This is a genomic window from Saccharothrix sp. ALI-22-I, from assembly GCF_001984175.1.
Classification (GTDB): domain Bacteria; phylum Actinomycetota; class Actinomycetes; order Mycobacteriales; family Pseudonocardiaceae; genus Actinosynnema.
In genome coordinates, this window is record NZ_MTQP01000061.1 from 223,117 (window position 1) to 240,048 (window position 16,932).

Annotated in this window: 17 protein-coding genes and 1 riboswitch; of the genes, 7 read left to right on the forward strand and 10 right to left on the reverse strand. The window is 71.0% G+C overall.

The genetic code is table 11. From position 1 onward, the window contains the following. Positions 1–14: 14 nt before the first annotated feature. The 4 genes from ALI22I_RS21490 to thrC are packed head-to-tail and all read right to left on the reverse strand — an operon-like array spanning position 15 to position 4,499. The gene (locus ALI22I_RS21490) at positions 15–1,127 is read right to left on the reverse strand and encodes a sulfotransferase family protein (RefSeq protein WP_077007311.1); all 1,113 of its coding nucleotides are present in this window, start codon (positions 1,125–1,127) and stop codon (positions 15–17) included. Further along, a complete protein-coding gene (locus ALI22I_RS21495; protein WP_077007312.1) occupies positions 1,124–2,086 on the reverse strand; it encodes a D-2-hydroxyacid dehydrogenase in 963 nt (320 codons plus the stop codon). Before ALI22I_RS21495 ends, ALI22I_RS21490 begins: the two co-directional genes overlap by 4 nt. Beyond that, positions 2,083–3,225: a Glu/Leu/Phe/Val dehydrogenase dimerization domain-containing protein gene (locus tag ALI22I_RS21500; protein ID WP_077007313.1), complete on the reverse strand. Its 1,143-nt coding sequence runs from the start codon at positions 3,223–3,225 to the stop codon at positions 2,083–2,085. Before ALI22I_RS21500 ends, ALI22I_RS21495 begins: the two co-directional genes overlap by 4 nt. Continuing rightward, a complete protein-coding gene (gene thrC, locus ALI22I_RS21505) occupies positions 3,222–4,499 on the reverse strand; it encodes a threonine synthase (protein ID WP_077007314.1) in 1,278 nt (425 codons plus the stop codon). The genes ALI22I_RS21500 and thrC overlap by 4 nt, the downstream gene beginning before the upstream one ends. Positions 4,500–4,510: 11 nt before the next feature. Continuing rightward, positions 4,511–4,637, reverse strand: a riboswitch (SAM riboswitch). 98 nt (positions 4,638–4,735) lie between these two features. Here thrC and holA point away from each other — a divergent pair. Further along, the gene (holA, locus tag ALI22I_RS21510; protein ID WP_077007315.1) at positions 4,736–5,719 is read left to right on the forward strand and encodes a DNA polymerase III subunit delta; all 984 of its coding nucleotides are present in this window, start codon (positions 4,736–4,738) and stop codon (positions 5,717–5,719) included. 147 nt (positions 5,720–5,866) lie between these two features. Here holA and rpsT read toward each other — a convergent pair whose 3' ends face one another. Then, the gene (gene rpsT / locus ALI22I_RS21515; RefSeq protein WP_077007316.1) at positions 5,867–6,127 is read right to left on the reverse strand and encodes a 30S ribosomal protein S20; all 261 of its coding nucleotides are present in this window, start codon (positions 6,125–6,127) and stop codon (positions 5,867–5,869) included. Between the two features lie 129 nt (positions 6,128–6,256). Continuing rightward, positions 6,257–8,539: a glycoside hydrolase family 3 N-terminal domain-containing protein gene (locus ALI22I_RS21520; protein WP_077007317.1), complete on the reverse strand. Its 2,283-nt coding sequence runs from the start codon at positions 8,537–8,539 to the stop codon at positions 6,257–6,259. Between the two features lie 135 nt (positions 8,540–8,674). Here ALI22I_RS21520 and ALI22I_RS21525 point away from each other — a divergent pair, with 135 nt between their 5' ends. Then, entirely contained in the window at positions 8,675–9,487 is an 813-nt protein-coding gene (locus tag ALI22I_RS21525) for a TSUP family transporter (RefSeq protein WP_077007318.1), read from the forward strand. Here ALI22I_RS21525 and ALI22I_RS21530 read toward each other — a convergent pair. The 3 genes from ALI22I_RS21530 to ALI22I_RS21540 all read right to left on the reverse strand — a co-directional run bounded on the left by ALI22I_RS21530 (position 9,456) and on the right by ALI22I_RS21540 (position 11,497). Next, positions 9,456–10,235 (reverse strand): VOC family protein, encoded by a 780-nt coding sequence (locus ALI22I_RS21530; RefSeq protein WP_077007319.1) that lies wholly within the window; start codon positions 10,233–10,235, stop codon positions 9,456–9,458. The two genes, ALI22I_RS21525 and ALI22I_RS21530, sit on opposite strands and share 32 nt — an antisense overlap. Before the next feature lie 121 nt (positions 10,236–10,356). Next, positions 10,357–10,572 carry a hypothetical protein gene (locus ALI22I_RS21535; protein WP_077007320.1) on the reverse strand — a complete coding sequence of 72 codons (216 nt, stop codon included), beginning with the start codon at positions 10,570–10,572 and terminating at the stop codon, positions 10,357–10,359. A gap of 1 nt (position 10,573) precedes the next feature. Continuing rightward, positions 10,574–11,497, reverse strand: coding sequence for an SPFH domain-containing protein (locus tag ALI22I_RS21540; RefSeq protein WP_077007321.1), 924 nt, complete (start codon positions 11,495–11,497; stop codon positions 10,574–10,576). A gap of 121 nt (positions 11,498–11,618) precedes the next feature. Between ALI22I_RS21540 and ALI22I_RS21545 the strand changes: the two genes are divergently transcribed. Genes ALI22I_RS21545 through ALI22I_RS21555 form a run of 3 tightly spaced genes read left to right on the forward strand, consistent with a single transcriptional unit; the run spans position 11,619 to position 13,593 of the window. Continuing rightward, positions 11,619–12,740, forward strand: a complete 1,122-nt coding sequence (locus ALI22I_RS21545; RefSeq protein ID WP_077007322.1) for a winged helix DNA-binding domain-containing protein — start codon at positions 11,619–11,621, stop codon at positions 12,738–12,740. Between the two features lie 3 nt (positions 12,741–12,743). Further along, positions 12,744–13,211: a GNAT family N-acetyltransferase gene (locus ALI22I_RS21550; protein ID WP_077007323.1), complete on the forward strand. Its 468-nt coding sequence runs from the start codon at positions 12,744–12,746 to the stop codon at positions 13,209–13,211. Positions 13,212–13,224: 13 nt separating this feature from the next. After that, positions 13,225–13,593, forward strand: a complete 369-nt coding sequence (locus ALI22I_RS21555) for a VOC family protein (RefSeq protein ID WP_077007324.1) — start codon at positions 13,225–13,227, stop codon at positions 13,591–13,593. On the opposite strand, the gene ALI22I_RS21560 is transcribed toward ALI22I_RS21555, so the two are convergent. Then, positions 13,570–14,166 (reverse strand): class I SAM-dependent methyltransferase, encoded by a 597-nt coding sequence (locus tag ALI22I_RS21560; RefSeq protein WP_077007325.1) that lies wholly within the window; start codon positions 14,164–14,166, stop codon positions 13,570–13,572. The two genes, ALI22I_RS21555 and ALI22I_RS21560, sit on opposite strands and share 24 nt — an antisense overlap. 156 nt (positions 14,167–14,322) lie before the next feature. On the opposite strand from ALI22I_RS21560, the gene ALI22I_RS21565 reads away from it, so the two are divergent. Next, positions 14,323–15,987, forward strand: a complete 1,665-nt coding sequence (locus ALI22I_RS21565; protein ID WP_077007326.1) for a circularly permuted type 2 ATP-grasp protein — start codon at positions 14,323–14,325, stop codon at positions 15,985–15,987. After that, positions 15,987–16,931 carry an alpha-E domain-containing protein gene (locus ALI22I_RS21570; protein WP_077007327.1) on the forward strand — a complete coding sequence of 315 codons (945 nt, stop codon included), beginning with the start codon at positions 15,987–15,989 and terminating at the stop codon, positions 16,929–16,931. The genes ALI22I_RS21565 and ALI22I_RS21570 overlap by 1 nt, the downstream gene beginning before the upstream one ends. Position 16,932 lies beyond the last annotated feature (1 nt).

Here is a 16,932-nt window from a genome sequence, read left to right on the forward strand (position 1 = left end):
CGTTTCCCCCGGGTTCAGACGTCGAATCGCTTGCGGTACTGGGCGGTATCGGTGCGCAGCGCCTCGGCGTCGAGCCCGAACTCTGCCGGCGAGTAGCGGTGCGCGCCGTGACTGCGCTGCCCGTTGGTGACTAAGTACTCGCGGACCTCCGCCAGGAACCGGTCGGTGACGGGCAGGTCGAGGAAGCCCAGAACGCGGCGCAACGTCCCCTCCGTATCGCCGACGAGTTCGGCGTAACGCAGGTCCAGCACCGGCCGGTGGTCCACCAACTCGTCGCGCGCCTGTGCCAGCCGGTCGGTCAACGGCACGATCCGCTCCCGCCAGAACGCGCCGATCTCCGGCAGGTCCAGGTCGTCGCTGCGGGCGCCGCGCACCGCCCGGCACAGGCTCGCCGTCGACGAGATCGCCGCGGCCGGGTCGCGGTGCAGGTGCACGAACCGCGCGTTCGGGTAGGCACGCACCAGCTCCGGCAGGAACCAGGTGTGGAACGGGCACTTGAGCACCGGTGTCAACGGCACCCCGTCGTCGGCCGACCGCTTGCTCATCAGCACTTCCAGCTGGGCCCGGTGCCACCGGTACGGCATCGTCATGTCCTGCTGGTGCAGCCACTCCCCGTAGGAAGGCACCCGGTAACGCATCTCCAGGACCATGCTGTGGAAGGTGTTGATGAGCAGCCGGTGGCACTCGTCGGGCCGATCGGCCCGCAGCAGGTGGATGCCGGGCAGTTCGGGGGCCTTGGCGTTGTACTCGTCCACGTACCGTTGCGCCCGGTCGCGGACCTCGGCGTAGTTCACCGGGTCGCCCGCCGCCGCGACCGGGTCCGCCAACTCCCACAGCTTCGGGCCGTGCAGCCGCTCGTGCAGCGCCAGGAGGTTGTGCAGCAACGTCGTCCCGGTGCGCAACAGCCCGATCACGACCACGGGCGCGTCGACCGGGGCGGGCGGCTGGGCGGCGCGCAGCGCGATCACGTCCGAGACGACCTTCCGGCTCGCCTCGACCGAGCCCAGCACGACGGGCTCGTCCTCCGCGCGCAGCCGTGCCTCGGCGGCCAGTGCCTTGCGGAAACGGTCCTCGCCGACCTCGAACGCGGGCTCCGGCCGCACGTCCGGCGGTGACGTTGTGGTCACGGCTCCTCCAAATCGGCGACGACGGCGTCGCGCGGTGTCCGGCCCGCACGCAGGTCGGACAGGTTGTCCAGGAACGCCCGGCCGACCTCGGCAGGTTCACCGGGGAAGGCGAAGGCGCAATGCGGTGACACCACCAGGTTCGGCACCGCCCACACCGGGTCGTCCGCCGGCAGCGGCTCCACGCGGTGCACGTCGAGGAAAGCGCCGCGCAGCGCACCGGCCACCAGCGCCTCGCGCAGCGCGGTGTCGTCCACAGTGGACGCCCGGCCGACGTTGACCAGGACGGCGTGCGGTTTCAGCAGGCCCAGCAGGTCCTTGTCGACCAGGTTCGCGGTGTCCTCGGTGCCCGGCAGGCAGCACACGACGTGGTCGGCGGTCGCGGCGGCGGCGAGCAGCCCATCGACGCCGATCGTCCGCTCGGCGCCCGGCACCGGCGTCGCGCCGGTCCGGGTCACCGCGACACACCGTGCACCGAGGGCGTCGAGCCGCAGCACGACCGCCCGACCGATCCGCCCGGCGCCCAGCACCAGCACCGTGGCGCCGTGCAGCATCAGCGCCGTGGACGAGTACCACGGCCGGCGCTGCGGACGCTCGGCCAGCGCCGGGAAGTCCTTGAGCAGCATGAGCAACGCGGACACCGCGTACTCGGCCACGGACTCCACCGGCACTCGCGCCGAGTTGGTCACCAGCACGTCCGGCGCGAGTCCCGCCGCACGCAGGTGGTCGGTGCCGGTGCCGGTGAGGTGCAGCCACCGCAAGGCGGGCAACTGCGCCAGCACACCGGGCGTGAACTGGTAGCCAACCAGCACGTCCACGCCGGCCCGCACATCCTCGGGCAGGTCGGCGATCGACTCCGCGCGCAGCACCGGGACTTCGTCCTCGATCCGGGGAATCAGCTTCGGCGCCATCTTGGAGTGCGCGACCAGCACGGTCGGGCGCTCCCAGGCGGACGCCGTCACAGCGCGATGTTCCGGCCCGCGAGCAGCTCGGCGACCGGGTCGGGACTGCCTGCCGCGCTGAGCTCCTGGATCAGCTCGCAGTTCTTGGTGATCTTCGCCGAGATCCATTCGCGCAGCCACGCCGACACCTGCGGCACGGTCAGCCCGGAGGGCACGACCCCCGCGATGATCGAGCCGGTGACCGCCGCCGCGCCGACGTTCACCACCACGTCGGGCAGCACGGTGTGGCCGGCCAGGCGCAGCATGCCCCGCGCCGCCCGGCTGCAGCTCATGTTGCCGCCCTCGACCACGATGCCCGCGCGGACCGACGACGCGGCCGACTCGTCGACCGCGTCCGCGCCCGCCGCGAGCACGAGCACGTCCGCGTCGACCTTGAGCCACGCGCGGTCGCCGTCGTGCACGCGGACCGAGGCCGGCAGCTGCCGTCGGTCGATCGTGCCGTCGCTGCTGGTGCACTCGATCAGCTTGTCCACCGGCAGGCCCGCCGGGTCCTCGATCGTGCCGTGCACGTCGGCGACGGCGACGAGCCGGTGGCCCGCCGCCACCATGTGCTGGGCGGCGCCTCGGCCGACCGTGCCGAACCCTTGCAGCACCACGCGTTGCGGCGCCTTCGCACCCGCCGCGCTCAGGGTGCTCAACGCGGCGGTGGCCACGCCGAACCCGGTGATGTCCGACATCGTGCGCCAGAACTCGGCCCAGTCGACGCTGAGCCTGGTGGCGCCGGGCCGGGAGGCGATGTCGTAGTCCGCGGCGGCGAAGAACACGTCCCGGTCCGGGTGGGTCGTGCCCTGGTCGCAGCCGAGGTACACGCCGCCGTGCAGCAACGGGCGGGTCACCTGGCCGAAGGTGCGCATCAGCGCCGCGCGGTCGCGGACCGGGCCGTTCGGGCGGATGCCCGCCTTCGCACCGCCGATGGGCAGGTCGACAAGGGCGAGCTTGTGCGTCATGGCCCTGGCCAACCCCGCTAGCTCGGCCTCGTCCACGGTCGCGGTCATCCGCGTGCCGCCCATGGCCAGACCGTCGACCATGCTGTCGACCACGACCCACCCCTCCGCGTCGCAGCCCGGCAACGACAGGGTCGTCGAGAACAGGGGCGAGGACGCGTGCTGGGCATCGCTGTGCAGGAGCATCTGGCTCATGGCGCTGTCCTTAGGTCCGAAAGGGCGGTGAGCACGGCGTCTGCCGAGGGTGGGACGTTGGCCTTCGGGCCGACCCGGTTGCCGAGGGCGTCGAGGGTTTTGAGGCCGTCGCCGGTGATGAGCAGGACGGTTTCGGCGTCGGGGTCGAGTTGGCCGGTGTCGATGAGTTTCTTGGCGGTGGCGACGGTGACGCCGCCGGCGGTTTCGGCGAAGATGCCCTCGGTCCGGGCGAGCAGGCGGATGCCCTCGACGACCTCGTCGTCGGTGACGTCCTCGATGGCGCCGTGGGTGCGGCGGACGGCGTCGAGGACGTAGGGGCCGTCGGCGGGGGCGCCGATGGCCAGGGAGCGGGCGATGGTGTCGGGGCGGACCGGGGTGACCACGTCGAGGCCGGCCTTGTAGGCGGCGGAGACGGGGGAGCAGCCGGTGGCCTGGGCGCCGAAGACGCGGTAGGGGGTCTGTTCGACCAGGCCGAGGGTGCCGAGTTCGCGGAAGGCCTTGTCGACCTTGGTCAGCTGGGAGCCCGACGCGATGGGCACGACGATCTGGTCGGGCAGGCGCCAGCCGAGTTGTTCGGCGACCTCGTAGCCCAGGGTCTTGGAGCCCTCGGCGTAGTAGGGGCGGACGTTGACGTTGACGAACGCCCAGTCCTCGTGTTCGGCGGCCAGTTCCTGGGCCAGCCGGTTCACGTCGTCGTAGTTGCCGTCGACGGTGATCAGGTTGCCGCCGTAGACGGCGGTCATGAGGATCTTGGCCTGTTCCAGGGAGGAGGGCACCAGCACCACCGACTGCCAGCCCGCGCGGGCCGCCGCGGCGGCCACGGCGTTGGCCAGGTTGCCGGTGGACGGACACGCCAGCACCTTGAAGCCCAGTTCGCGGGCGGCGGCCAGGGCGACGGCGACCACGCGGTCCTTGAACGAGTGGGTGGGGTTGCCGGTGTCGTCCTTCACCCACACCTTGCGCAGGCCCAGGGCCTTGGCCAGGTTGTCGGCCTGGACCAGGCGGGTCATGCCGGGGTCGGTGTTGGGGTGCGACCGGACGTCCGAGGGCACGGGCAGCAGGCCGCGGTAGCGCCAGATCGACCCGGGGCCGGCCTCGATGTCCTCGCGGCGGATCTTGCCGAAGTCGTAGGCCACTTCCAGCGGCCCGAAACACTCCATACAGGCGTATTCGGGGGCGAGCGGCGTCTGGTGCCCGCATTCACGACAGGACAGCGCCCGGGCAGGACCGAGGTCGAAGGAGGTGGTGGCCGGGGGCGCACTGACAGCAGTCATCGCGAGGTAACTCCTCATCTTTCCCACGCGTCGCGGGTCGGAATTGGCACCGTGATCGCCGGCGCACGGTGGACGCGCGCTGAACGACGGGTTGCCGGGGCTTCTTCGGGCCGATCCCTCTGCCCCTCTGGATGAGCGGTATTCAGTTGTTGTCGCCTCAAAGTACGGCACGATCCCGACCCTCGGCCACAGACGTCCACCATACGGACGTCTGTCGCCCGTGGGAGGATCGCGCCGTGAGTGCGCACGCTGACACGCCCGACGCAGTGCACCTGATCGTCGGCGAGGAGGAGTTGCTGGTCGAGCGCGCGGTGCGCGGCACGCTGGACGCGGCGCGGAAAGCCGATCCGCAGGCCGACCTGACCCGCGTTCGCGTGACCGATCTCACCGTGCCTGAGCTGGCTGAACTGGTGAGCCCGTCGCTGTTCGCCGAGGGCCGGGTGGTCGCGCTGGAGGCGGCGCAGGAGATCGGCAAGGAGATCGCCGACGCGGTCGTCGCCTACGCCAAGGCCCCGGCCGACGGCGTGACGCTGGTGGTCGTGCACACCGGTGGCGGGCGCAGCAAGGTGGCCAAGGACCTGCCCGGAGCGCTGCGCAAGGCCGGTGCGCGGGTGACCGAGTGCCCCAAGATCACCAAGGCCGCGGACCGCGAGGCGTTCGTCCGCAACGAGATCCGCTCGGCGGGCGGCGGCAAGGCCGATCCGGAGGCCGTGGCGGCGCTGATCGAGGCGGTCGGGTCGGACCTGCGCGAGTTGGCCGCGGCGGCGTCGCAGCTCGTCGCGGACACCGACGGCAAGGTCGACGCCGCGGCGGTCCACCGCTACCACCGCGGCCGGGCCGAGGTGACCGGGTTCGTGGTCGCGGAGAAGGCCGTGATGGGTGACCGGGCCGGTGCGCTGGAGGCGCTGCGGTGGGCGATCCAGCTCGGCGTGCCGCACGTGCTGGTCGCCGACGCGCTGGCCGACGCGGTGCGCACGGTCGCGCGGGTGTCCGCGGTGGGCCGGGGTGACCCGAACCGGCTGGCGGGCGAGTTGGGCATGCCGCCGTGGAAGATCAGGAAGGCCCAGGGGCAGACGCGGGGCTGGGACGATCGGGGGCTCGCGGCGGCGATGACCGTGGTCGCCGATCTGAACGCCGACGTGAAGGGTGTCGCGGCGGACTCGGGCTACGCCCTGGAGCGCGCGGTGCTGAAGATCGTCGCGGCGCACGGGCGGCGCTGACTCGGGCGGCGTTGGCTCGGGCGGCGCTGAGCGCAGGTGGCGTTGGCTCGGGTGGCGCTGAGCAGAGGTGACACGCGAAAGGGCCGCTCACCCCGTGAGGGGGAGCGGCCCTTCTGCGTGCTGAAGATCGCGTGCCGGAGAACCAGATCAGATCTGGTTGGCGCGCCGGGCGAGCGCCGACTTCTTGTTGGCGGCCTGGTTGGCGTGGATGACGCCCTTGGAGACGGCCTTGTCGAGCTTGCGGGAAGCCTCCTGCACCAGCAAGGTGGCCTTCTCCTTGTCACCGGCCTCGGCGGCCTCACGGAACTTGCGGATCGCGGTCTTGAGCGACGACTTGACGGCCTTGTTGCGCAGGCGCGCCTTCTCGTTGGTCTTGATCCGCTTCAGCTGGGACTTGATGTTCGCCACGCGAAAGCCACCTTTTCCTCGGTCTGGGAGTCGTACCGCGCTTGTCACCGGCTCCGCCCCCCGGAAGGGGCGGTTTTCCTCCACAGCGGAATGCCGCGCGGGTACGGCAAAGAAGGATATCAGGGCAGCTCACCGCACTGTGAATCGAGCCCTCCCGTCGCCGACCACGACCTCGTAGGCGCCCTTCGCCACCTCCGGCTTCCCCGAGCCGTCCATGTCACCCGCGGTCACCGCCAGGCGCTTCACGTCGAACGCCACCTCGACCGCCCGCTGCTCGCCCGCCTTCAACGCGACGCGGGTGAAACCGACCAGGCGCTGCGGCGGCGTCAGCACCTGGCTCACGGGCTGGTGCACGTACACCGGCACCACGAGCGTCCCGTCCCGCGTGCCGGTGTTGGCCACGGTCACCGACACCTTCACCTGCTCGTCCCGCCGCACCTCCGCCGACTTCACGGTCGGCGCCGACGTGGTGAACGTGGTGTACGAGAGGCCGTGCCCGAACGCGAACGCCGGGTCGTACCCCGAGCCCGGAGCCGCGTTCGCGCCGCGCACCTGGTCGTACGAGAACGGCTGGTCGCCGATCTCCTTCGGCCACGACACCGGCAGCTTCCCGCTCGGGTTCACCGTGCCGAACAGCACGTCGGCGATCGCGCTACCGCCCTCGGAACCCGGCAACCAGCCCGCGACCAGCGCCGGAGCGTTCGCCGCCGTGCCGAGCACCTGCGGTCGGCCGGTCAGCAGCACCACCACGACCGGCTTGCCGGTCGCCCGCACCGCGTCCACCAGACCCTGCTGTTCGGCGGTCAACGCGGGCGACTCGGTGTCCGCCTCGCCCTCCGCGCCGGGGTCCTCACCGAGCACCACGACCACCGCGTCGGCGTCACCGGCCTGCGCGACGGCGTCGGCCTGCGTGGGTGCGCTCACCACGTTCGTCGACGGCGCGGCGGCCCGGATGCCCTGCAACACCGTCACCGTCGGCGGCAACGGTGACCCGTCCGGCACGCCCTGCCAGCCGACCGTCCAGCCGCCGAGCTGCCTGGTCACCGAGTCGGCCGCGTCACCGGTCACGACGAGCTTGCCCGCGCTCGAAGACAGCGGCAGCACACCGCCGTCGTTGCGCAGCAGCACCGCGCTCTCCGCCGCGGCCTGGCGGGCCAGCGTGCGGTCGGCGCCGTTCACGATCGCGTCGGCCCGCTCCGGGTCGACGAACGGCTTCTCGAACAGCCCGAGCTCGAACTTGAGCTTCAGGATGCGCCGCACGGCCTGGTCGATCCGCTTGCCGCTGATCGCGCCGCCGCGCACACCGGCCAACAGCCCGGCGGTGAACTCCGCCGCGTTGGACGGCTCCATCGCCATGTCCACCCCGGCGTTGACGGCCATCGCGATGGCCTCCCGGTAGTCCGCCGCCACGTGGTAGCGGTCCACCAGGTACCGGATGTCCTCCCAGTCGGTGATCGCCACGCCGCGGAACCCCATCCGGTCGCGCAACTGCGTGGTCAGCAGGTACTTCGACGCGTGCGCGGGCACGCCGTTCACCGCACCCGAATTGACCATCACGGTGCCGACGCCGGCGTCGAACTGCGGTTGGAACGCGGGCAGCACGGTGTCCTGGAGGTACCGGATCGGCAGCTGGGCGGGCGCGCGGTCGTGGCCGTTGAACGGCTCCGAGTACCCCGCGAAGTGCTTGGCGGTCGCGGTGAGCTTCGCGGTGCCGTCGGTCGGGTCGCCCTGCTGCCCGCGCACGTTCGCCGCCGCCAACGCGCCGGCCAGCACCGGGTCCTCGCTGTAGGTCTCGTAGTAGCGGCCCCACCGGGTGTCACGCGCGATGTCGGACACCGGCGCGAAGTTCCAGAAGACGCCAGTGGCGCGCATGGCCCGCCCGGTCGACGCGCCCAGCTGCTCCTGCAACTGCGGGTTCCACGTCGCGCCGAGGCCGATCTGGTGCGGGAACATGGTGGCGCTGAGCACGTTCGAGTGGCCGTGCACGCCGTCCGCGCCGTAGATCAGCGGAATCCGCAGCCTGCTGTGGTCCAGCGCGTACTTCTGGATGGCGTTGGTCATCTCGGCCCAGGCCCGTGGCGTGTTCGGGATCGGCGCGTCACCGCCACCGGACAGGATCGAGCCGACCTTCGCGTCCTCCAGCACGGTCTTCATGCAGTCCTCGCGCAGCGGACCGGGGTTCCACTCGCAGTTGCCGCGCAGCTTGCCCAGCCTGATCTGGGTCATCTGGCCGACCTTCTCCTCCAGCGTCATGCGCCTGAGGAGGTCGTCCACCCGTCGGTCGACCGGCGCGCGGGAGTCGGTGTAGGTCTCTCCTCGCGGTTCGACGACTCCGCTGGCCTGTGCTCCTGTCGCCAGCAGCGCCAGTGCGGCCAGCGCGGCGACGGCAGTGCGCTTGCGGGATCTCGGCATCGAGAACCTCCACAGTGGTCGGGACACCCGGCATCACCCTTCCCGTGTGATCCAGGGCACGACAGGGCTGAATGGCGGATTCCGGGAGCGCTCCCACTATGTAAGGGGTGAAATGCAGTACGCCCGTCTTGTTTGATGGGCGACGTGACCGCCGCTCTCGATTGGCCCGGCTTCGGGCAGATCTCCCTCGCCGCCCTGTTGTTCCTCTGCCTGGCCGCCACCCTCGCGGGCACGGTCGACGCCGTGGTGGGCGGCGGCGGGTTGATCAACGTGCCCGCCCTGCTGTTGGTCGCGCCCGGCGGCGAGCCGCTGTTCGCGCTGGCCACCAACAAGATCGCGTCGGTGGTGGGCACGTCCGCCGCCCTGCACACGTACGCACGGCAGACCACGATCGACTGGCCGTCGGCGCTGCCGATGGCGTCGGCCGCGTTCGCCGGCGCGGTGGGTGGTGCGGCGGTCGCGGGCGCGCTGGCCCCCGGTGTGCTCAACGGTGTGGTGCTCGTCGCGCTGGTCGGCGTCGGCCTGTACACGTGGCGCAAGCCCGCGTTGGGCGAGGCGGAGACGCCGAAGTTGACCCGTTCGACGCAGATCGCCGTGATGGCCTCGGGTGGCGCGCTGATCGGCTTCTACGACGGGTTGGCCGGACCGGGCGCGGGCACGTTCCTGGTGTTCCTGCTCGTCGGCCTGGTCGGGTTCGCGTTCCTGCGCGCCTCGGCCACGGCCAAGCTGGTGAACGTCTCGATGAACCTGGGTGCCCTGCTGTACTTCATCCCGGCCGGGAAAGTGTTGTGGGGCTTGGGTTTGGTGCTCGCGCTGTGCAACGTCACCGGTGCGGTGTTCGGGGCGCGGATGGCGGTGCGGCGGGGATCGGCGTTCGTGCGCCGCGTGTTCCTCACCGTCGTGGTGGCGCTGGTGGTCAGTCTGGGGTGGAAGGCGGCGATTGGATGAGCCGGAACGTCGCGCCCATCGGGTCGCCGACCGTGGTGAACCGGCCGAACCGCGACTCGACCACGTCGCCGACCGTGACGCCGCCGAGTTTGCGCACCCGGTCGGCCGCCGCGTCGGCGTCGGACACCGCGAAGTAGGTCATCCAGTGCGGCGGGATCTCGGCGGGGATCTCGTTGGACATCCCGAACACACCCGCCACCGCACGGCCGTCCACCTGGAGCTGCGTGTACGGGAAGTCCGGCAACGGGTCCAGGTCCACGCCGAACACCTGCTGGTAGAACTCGGCCGCGCCGAACGCGTCGCGGGTGGCCAGCTCGTTCCACACCACCGAACCGGGCTCGTTGACCACGTATGCGCCGATGTGCGTGCCCGCCTCCCACAGCCCGAACGCCGCGCCGAACGGGTCCACCGCGATCGCACCGCGCCCCGGCCCGCCGGTGTCGAACTCCGGTACGAGCACCTTGCCGCCGTTGGCGTTCAGCACTTCCAGGGACTCGTCGAGGTCGTCGGTGGCCAGGTACGTCGTCCACACCACGGGGAACATCACGTCCGGCGGCATCTCGCCGAACCCGGCCACGGGCAGCCCGCGCACCAACCCCATCGTGTAGTGCCCGGTCTCCGGACCGCCGATCTCGAAGTCCCAGCCGAACAGGCCGCCGTAGAAGTCCATGGTGGCCTGGCGGTCGGTGGTCATCATGTCCACCCACGCCGGCGTGCCGGGCGCGTACGGGGAGTTCAGCTCGCTCACCTAGCCAACGGTCGCACCGCCCGCCGCGCTCCGCGAGTTGATCAACGCCGGATTCGGTCGACGCCGGGCTGATCGAACGCCGGACGCCGTCGGTGAGGTGATCCGCACCGACGGCGTCGGGTTACTCGGCTTCGCCGTCCCCGTCGCTCTTGCGGGGTCGGCCGCGCCTGGGTTGGTCGGCGGCCCCGGAGGGCGCCCGACCGGCTTCGGCGAGCGCGCGGCGCAGCAGGAACTCGATCTGCGCGTTCGTGCTGCGCAACTCGTCGTTCGCCCACCTCGTCAGCGCGTCGTGCACCGCCGGGTCGAGGCGCAGCAGGACGCTCTTGCGCTCGGCCACGTCAGGTGTACAACGACCCGGCGTTGACCACGGGTTGGGTGGATCGGTCGCCGCACAGCACGACCAGCAGGTTCGACACCATCGCCGCCTTGCGCTCCTCGTCCAGTTCCACCACGTCCTCCTCGGCGAGCTTGGCCAGCGCGAGCTGGACCATGCCGACCGCGCCCTCCACGATCCGCGTCCGCGCCGCGACGACCGCACCCGCCTGCTGGCGTTGCAGCATCGCCTGCGCGATCTCCGGAGCGTAGGCCAGGTGCGTGAGCCGCGATTCGATCACCTTCACCCCGGCCGCCTGCACCCGTGCCGCGATCTCCACCGACAGCGTCTCGGTGATTTCGTCCGCGTTCTCCCGCAGTGACAGCCCGGTTTCGTCGTGGTTGTCGTACGGGTAGCTGGTGGCGATGTGCCGCACCGCGGTCTCGGTCTGGATGCCGACGAACCGGACGAAGTCGTCCACCTCGAACATCGCCCGCGCGGTGTCGTCCACCTGCCACACCACCACGGCGGCGATCTCGATCGGGTTGCCGTCGGCGTCGTTGACCTTCAACGTCGCGGTCTCGTGGTTGCGGATGCGGGTGGAGACCTTGACCCGGGTGCTGAACGGGTTCGCCCAGCGCAGGCCGTCCTTGCGGACCGTGCCGGTGTAGCTGCCGAGGAACTGCAGCACCCGCGCCTCACCCGGCGCCACGGTGAACAGCCCCCGCATCCCGATGCCGCCGCCGGTGAGCACCACCAGACCGGTGATCCCCACCGGCACGTTGGGGCCCTCGACTTCCGGCGCCAGGGCCACGACCACCAGCAGCGCGCCGATCGCGAGCGTCAGCAGGCCGATGAAGAACGCCATGAGCCCCGACAGGCCGATGGCCTCCTTCTCCCGTACCACGGGAGCGGGCATCCGCACCGCCACGTCCGTCGTCGCGTCCATGTTCCACCCCTTGACGTCATATCGTGTGCTTAGCAAAGTGATATCACTTTTTCGGCCGGAGGGGCAACTCGCACCTGATACGAGGACCGAAGTTGTCCGCGATGGGTCCTACCGTGGGCGCATGACCCCGGTATTGACCCGTCGCGCCCTCGGTCGAGCCACCTTGGCCCGCCAGTTCCTGCTGGCCCGCACGGACCGGACCGTGCCCGAGGTCGTCACGCACCTGGTCGGGTTGCAGGCCCAGACCCCGCACACCTGGTACACCGGCCTGTGGTCGCGGATCGCCGGGTTCACCCCCGACCAGGCCGCCGACCTGCTCGTGGACCGCGAACTCGTGCGCATCGCCGTGATGCGCTCCACGATCCACCTGGTCACCGCCGAAGACGCCCGCAAGCTGCGCCCGGTGGTCCAGCCCGTGCTCGAACGGGACCTGTTCCGCAACTTCACCCACGGCCGCGACATGCGCGGTCTGGACGTGGACGCCGTCGTGGACGCCGGGCGCGCGCTGCTGGCCGAGAAGCCGCGCACGAACAAGGAGCTGGGCGCGCTGCTGCACGAGCAGTGGCCGGACCGCACGCCCGCCGCGCTGGCCTACGCGATCCGCTGCCTGGTGCCGTTGGTGCAGGTCCCGCCGCGTGGCGTGTGGGGGCGGAGCGGGGCCATCGCGCACACGAGCGTCGAGACGTGGCTGGGCGCGTCAGTGGTGGACAAGCCGTCCGTGGACGATCTGGTGCTGCGCTACCTGGCCGCGTTCGGTCCGGCGACGGTGAAGGACGTCCAGACCTGGTCCGGTCTCACCAGGCTGCGCGAGGTGGTCGAACGGCTGCCCTTGCTGCGGCTGCGCGACGAGGACGGCCAGGAGTTGTTCGACCTGCCCGACGCACCCCGGCCGGACGAGGACGTGCCCGCGCCGGCGCGGTTCCTCTACGACTTCGACAACCTCCTGCTGTCGCACGCCGACCGCCGCCGGGTCGTCACCGACGACGTGCGCGCGCAGGAGTACGACCGGCACGGCCCCGTGCCGCAGTTCTTCCTGGTGGACGGCGTCACGGCGGGCGACTGGAAACTCCACCGCACCAAGGAGCTGGCCACGCTGGAACTGCGGCCGTTCCACCGGCCGTTCCACCACCTGTCCACAGTGGACGAGCTGGAACGGGAAGGTGAGCGGCTGTTGGCGTTCCTCGCGCCGGACGTGCCGAAGCACGAAGTGCGGACAACCTCCCCGGCGGTGTCACGTCCCTGAGACATGGGGACGATCACCGTGCGGCCGCCGCGAGCAGAGGACAAGGGCCCGCTCATCGACGTGTACGTCAAGGCCCGGCGCACCTACTACGAAGGGCACCTACCCGAGTCGGAGCTGGCTGAGTGGGAGCACTCGGTGCGGACCACCGACATCGACTTCGACAAGCCGGACCGGGTGTGGCTGTGCGCCGACCTGGACGGCCAGTTCGCCGGGTTCGCGCAGGTCAGAGCAGGTGGTGAGCTGGGGCTGCTGCACGTGGACCCGGCGCGTTGGGGCAATGGCGTCGGCTTCGCGCTGCACGCCGCAGCCATGGACAGCCTGCGTGATCTCGGCGTCACCACCGCGCACCTCGACGTGTTCGCGGAGAACCACCGCGCGCGGCGGTTCTACACCGCCCGGGGCTGGCGTGAGATCAGCCGCGACGACGAGCCGCCGGCCCACGTGCGAATGGCGTTGGAACTGAACGTGTGATCCGCTGGATCGCGTGGAGATCCTGAGCAGCCGCGTCCTCGTCCGCTCCCCAGATCCCGAGCGCATCCGGGCGTTCTACCGCGACGTGCTGGGCCTGGCCGTGTACCGGGAGTTCCCCAGCGGCACGGTGTTCTTCCTCGGCCAGGGGTTCCTGGAGGTCTCCGGGATTTCGACGGAGCACCCCACCGACGCCACGCAGCTGTGGGTGCAGGTGCGCGATCTCACCCGGGCCGCCGAAGAACTCGCCGAGCACGTCGTCCGGCCCGCCCGGCGCGAGTCGTGGGGCCTGGACGAGATGTGGATCGCCGACCCGGACGGCCGGCGGATCGTGCTGGTCGAGATCCCGGCCGACCACCCGCTACGCCGGGACGTCCGCGAGTAGCTGCACCGACGGTCCGACCACCCCGCCGTACTGGTGCAACGACGTGCGCACCCCGGTGAAGCCCGCCGCCTCGGCTTCCCGCATCAGGTCGTACTCGGAGGTGTCGAGCACCCGCCGGTGCACCGACACGACCAGCCGCCCGCCGGGCCGCAGCACCCGGAACAGCTCGTGGAACGCGGCCGGCCGGTTGCCCCACAGCTGGAGGTTGTTGACCGAGATGACCACGTCCACCGAGTCCTCGGGCTGCCCGGTCCGCGTCGCCGCGCCCTCGCGCAGCTCGACCCGACCGGCCACGATCAGCTCCGCGCACCGGTCGCGCGCCTCGTCCAGCATGACCCGTGACGGGTCGACGCCGATCGCCTTGAGCGCGCGTTCACCGGCCAGCTTGAGGCCCACGCCCGGCCCGGGGCCGAGCACCAGCACGACCTCCTCGGCCGTCGGCGCGGCGACCTCGGTCACGTGTTCCTCCACCTTCGCGTTGAGCACGGCCATCACCCGGCCGCCCAGCTCGCCGACCTTGCCGCGCGGGTGCCCGAACGCCGCGTCCAACGCCTTCATCAGGTTGTTCGCCATGCGTCCAGGGTCATCGGGGCCCACTCCGAACGCATCCGGGATCGCCCCGAGGAGGGTCGGGGAATCCTCCCCCAGATGTTTCCGGGGTGTTTCTGTCCTGGTTTTCCGTTCGCCGGGGTGGTGCGCTTTGGGCATTCGCACAGTCAAGATGTGGCCATGACGCACAGCCGAGCCCGCACGTCAGGACTGCGCCGAACGCCGGCCCGCGCCGTCGCACGCCTCGGTGAGCTGTTCGACGGCTATCTGGACCCGGACCGGCCGCACGCCGACGCCTACGACGAGATGTTCGAAGAGGACTCCTCGGTCCGCGCCGCGTACCGGACGTTGTACGACTCGATCGCGCCGTCCAGGGTGGCCGAGCTGACCGCCAGGTCCGAGGCGCTGGACCGGGCGTTCGTGGACCAAGGCATCACGTTCTCGCTGTCCGGCCAGGAACGGCCGTTCCCGCTGGACCTGATCCCGAGGGTGCTCGCCGCCTCGGAGTGGTCGAAGCTGGAACGCGGCATCGTGCAGCGGGTCCGGGCGCTGGAGATGTTCCTGGCGGACATCTACGGCGACGCCCAGATCGTTCGCGACGGCGTGCTGCCGCGCCGGCTGATCACCTCCTGCGAGCACTTCCACCGCGAGGCCGCGCTGATCAACCCGCCCAACGGCGTGCGGCTGCACGTCTCGGGCGTGGACCTGGTGCGTGACGAGGCGGGCACGTTCCGCGTGCTGGAGGACAACCTGCGCTGCCCGTCCGGCGTGTCGTACGTGATGGAGAACCGGCGCACGATGGCGCGGGTGTTCCCGGACCTGTTCGCCCGGCACCGGGTGCGGTCCGTCGGCGACTACGCCGTGCACCTGCTGCGCGCGCTGCGCAACGCCGCCGCGCCCAACGCCGCCGACCCGACCGTGGTCGTGCTCACGCCCGGCGTGGCCAACTCGGCCTACTTCGAGCACTCGCTGCTGGCCAGGCAGATGGGCGTGGAGCTGGTCGAGGGCCGTGACCTGTTCTGCCGCGACAACCTCGTCTACCTGCGCACCACCGAGGGCGAACGGCAGGTCGACGTCATCTACCGGCGCATCGACGACGACTTCCTCGACCCGGTGCACTTCCGCCCGGACTCGGTGCTCGGCGTGGCCGGCCTGATCAACGCGGCCCGCGCGGGCAACGTCGTGATCGCCAACGCGGTCGGCAACGGCCTGGCCGACGACAAGCTCGTCTACACCTACATGCCCGAGATCGTGCAGTACTACCTCGGCGAGAAGCAGCTGCTGCCCAACGTGGACACGTTCCGCTGCTGGCTGCCCGAGGAGTGCGCGCACGTCCTGGACCACCTGGACGAGCTGGTGGTCAAGCCGGTGGAGGGCTCCGGCGGCTACGGCATCGTGTTCGGCCCGCAGGCCTCCGTGCGCGAGTTGAACGGGCTGCGCCGCACCATCAGGGCCAACCCGCGCGGCTGGATCGCGCAGCCGGTCGTGCAGCTGTCCACCGTGCCGACCAAGATCGGCGACCGGCTCGCGCCCCGGCACGTCGACCTGCGACCGTTCGCGGTCAACGACGGCAACTCGATCTTCGTGCTGCCCGGCGGCCTGACCCGGGTCGCGCTGCCCGAGGGCAGCCTGGTCGTCAACTCCTCGCAGGGCGGCGGCTCCAAGGACACGTGGGTCCTCGCGCCCCGGTCGTCCACGGTGGACCGTGAGCTGGCCGAACCGGGTCTGGCGACGATGTCCCCGGTGGAGTCGCCCGCCGCCGAACAGGGCCCCGAACTGACCACGTCCCAACAGCAACAACAGCAGCAACAACAGCAGCAACAACAGGCTGGGAAGGGGGCTTGATGCTGGCTCGCAACGCGGAGTCGCTGTACTGGATCGGCCGGTACGTCGAACGTGCCGACGACACGGCGCGCATCCTCGACGTCTCGGTGCACCAACTGCTGGAGGACGCCACGGTCAACCCGGACGCCACCAGTCGCCAACTGCTCGCCGTGCTCGGCATCGACGCCCCGAAGGACGCCGCGTTCGACGTGTGGTCGCTGACCGAACTCGTCGCGTACTCGTCCGACCACTCAGGGTCGATCGTCGCGTCGATCAACAGCGCGCGCGAGAACACGCGTGGCGCACGCGAGGTCGTCTCCACCGAGATGTGGGAGTGCCTCAACGCGATGTACAACGCGGTGGAGGAACGGCAGGCCTACGCCCGCGCCATGGGCCCGCACGCGTTCTTCACGTTCGTGGAGGAGCGGGCGGCGATGTTCGCCGGGCTCGCCGACTCCACCATGAGCCGGGACGACGGCTGGCGGTTCCTGGTGCTCGGCCGATCGGTCGAGCGGGTGGACATGATCGTGCGGCTGCTGCTGTCCCGCGTGGGCGACAAGGCGTCGTCGCCGGGTTGGGTGACCGTGCTCCGGTCGGCCGGCGCGCACGACACGTACCTGCGCACGTACCGGGGCGCGATGGACGCCTCGCGGGTGGTGCAGTTCCTGCTGCTCGACCGGCTGTTCCCGCGCTCGGTGTTCCACGCGCTGCGGCAGGCCGAGGCCTGCCTGGAGCAGCTGGACCACCAGCCGCACGTGCGCGTCGGCGCCCGTGCCGAGGCGCTGCGCCTGCTCGGCCGGGCCCGCAGCGACCTGGAGTTCCTGCGCCCGCACGACCTGCTGGACGACCTGCCACGTCGGCTCAAGGCGTTGCAGGCCACCGTGCGCGACGTCGGCGAGGCCGTGTCCCAGCAGTACTTCCACACCGCGCCCTGGGTCGCTTGGACGAACGCCGAGGTGATCTGAC